Genomic DNA, 2,115 nt, shown 5'->3' with positions numbered 1-2,115 from the left:
ACCAGCGAGCCAGCTCGGTGATGAACGAAATGGTGCGGGCCAAGGACGAACTGGCGCAAAACCAGGGCGACGACCAGGGCACGGTGGTGGCGGGCATGTCCATCATGCCGCACGTGGGCATGCTGCCCTACGCCTTGCCCACGTTCTCGGCGCGGTATCCCCAGGTGCGTCTGCAACTCATTGAAGGCTTGTTTCCCGATCTGGAAATGCAGCTGCGCAATGGCAGTATCGATTTCTATCTGGGCGCCGCGCCGCGCGTGGCACCGGCGCCGGGTCTCGTGACCGAGCATTTGTTCGAGAACACCCGTGCCGTGGTGGCACGCAACGGGCACCCCTTGGCCAAGGTGCGAAACCTCAAGGGGCTGGTGGACGCCCAGTGGGCGACCACCTTGATCGACTACAACGCCGAAGACGATCTGCATAGCCTGTTTGCGCGGCACAAGCTGCCCCAGCCCGACATCCGCCTGCAGGCGCGTTCCGCGCTGTCCATCATGGTGGCGCTGGCCCACAGCGACCTGCTGGCGCTGTTGCCGGTGCAATGGGGTGAGTTCCCCTTGACACGGGATTCCTTGACCGTGATCCCGGTCAAGGAATCCTTGCCCGCACCGCCCATCGTGCTGATCCAGCGGCCCGATTTGCCGCTCACGCCGGCGGCCGAATTCTTTTGCGACGTGATGCGCCGCCACGCCCCCAAAGTCAGGGCCGCCAAAAAATAACAAACCGCACAGCCATGAACATCAACACGGTCGATCTCAATCTCTTTCTGGTGTTTCGCGCGATCTACGTCACCCACAGCGTGACGCAGGCAGGCGATTTTTTGTGCATGACGCAGTCGGCGGTGAGCAATGCGCTCAAACGTTTGCGCGACCGTTTCAACGACCCGCTGTTTTTGCGCACGCCTGCGGGCATGATGCCCACGCCCATGGCCGACGAATTGATTGGTCTGGTGGAGGAGGGCTTGCTGCGCTTCACCCAGGCCATCGACAAGGTGCAGCATTTCGACCCGGCCACATCCGACCGGCTGTTCCGCATCGCGATCAACGACATCGGGCAACTGGTGTTGATGCCCGGCCTGATCAAAGCGGCGCGCCGCCTGGCACCCGCACTGCGCTTCGAGACGGTGGGCGCATCGAACGGCGACGACGCGCGCAACCTCTTGCTGGAGGGCAAGATCGATATCGCCGTTGGCAGTTGGTCACCCATGGGCGAGGGCTTTCATGTCCAAGCTTTGAGCGACGAGACCTTTGTGGGCCTGGTCGGCCGAGACCATCCGATCCAGGCCGACCGGCTCACGCTGGAGCAATACCTGGCCGCCGAGCACGTGGCCTACCGCCCCAGCGGCGCGAGCGACGCCGCGCTGCAAGTCATCTTGTTGCAGCAAGGCGTATTGGCCCAGCGGAAAGTGGTGCTGACCGCCGCGCATTCGCTGGGTCTGTCGGCCGTGGTGGCCGCTACCGGTCTGCTGTTGACCGTGCCCTATCGGCTGGCGGTGGCCATGTCGGGCCCGCGCTCGGATCTGCGCATGGTCTACCTGCCGTTCCAGGTGGGGCCGTTCCAGGTGCGGCAGCAGTGGCACGAGCGTTTTGACACCGATACCGGCAATGGCTGGTTGCGCCGACTCATCTTTGACGTGTTCCAGGAATTGCCCAAACTGGATTTCAGCGCACCGGAAATCTGAGCAAACGCCGCTTCACTTGTCGGGGGTGGCAGGGTGGATAAGCGATTCAGTTACCGAATCACATCCGTTTTTTTGATATCTTCCGGGAATCATCAGGGCTGCCTATAGTCGCCTCCATCCACCTCCGGGTGGGTCGCCCAAAACGACGGAGACACGCATGCACCCCAGGCCCAGAACCCACCGCTCGCCACCGAGCAAGCCCGCATGGCGCCCAGCCCATGCACGCCCGGCGCAGACCCTCCAGGGTCTCTAGCACCACCCATTTTCGACCGCCATTCATCTGAAGCCGCCGCGCCTAGAGGCCGGCCACGCTGGTGCATGGGTGCGCGCATTTTTCTCTCCCATCCCATTGACCCCCGCAAAGGAAAACCCATGACCTCCAGAAAACGTGCTCTTGTGACCGGTGGCGCCACCGGTATCGGCCGCAGTGCCGTGTT

The 2,115-nt window shown here is 63.0% G+C and carries 2 protein-coding genes; both read left to right on the top strand.

Annotated elements, in window-relative coordinates:
- The coding region (locus ABYB95_RS22335; protein ID WP_372662171.1) for a LysR substrate-binding domain-containing protein at nt 1–716 on the top strand (716 nt) is incomplete at its 5' end.
- 14 nt (nt 717–730) lie between these two features.
- On the top strand, nt 731–1,678 hold the full coding sequence (locus ABYB95_RS22330) for a LysR family transcriptional regulator (protein ID WP_372662168.1): 948 nt from the start codon (nt 731–733) through the stop codon (nt 1,676–1,678).
- Nucleotides 1,679–2,115 lie beyond the last annotated feature (437 nt).

Origin of the sequence: Hydrogenophaga sp. (assembly GCF_041633695.1) — a bacterium.
Lineage (GTDB): Bacteria > Pseudomonadota > Gammaproteobacteria > Burkholderiales > Burkholderiaceae_C > Hydrogenophaga.
The sequence above is the reverse complement of the archived record's forward strand: the minus strand, read 5'-3'. Positions and strand labels throughout refer to the sequence as shown.

Bases quoted from the DNA above. Each gene is read 5' to 3' on its own strand.
- ABYB95_RS22330 (WP_372662168.1), top strand. From the start codon at position 731: ATGAACATCAACACGGTCGATCTCAATCTCTTTCTGGTGTTTCGCGCG.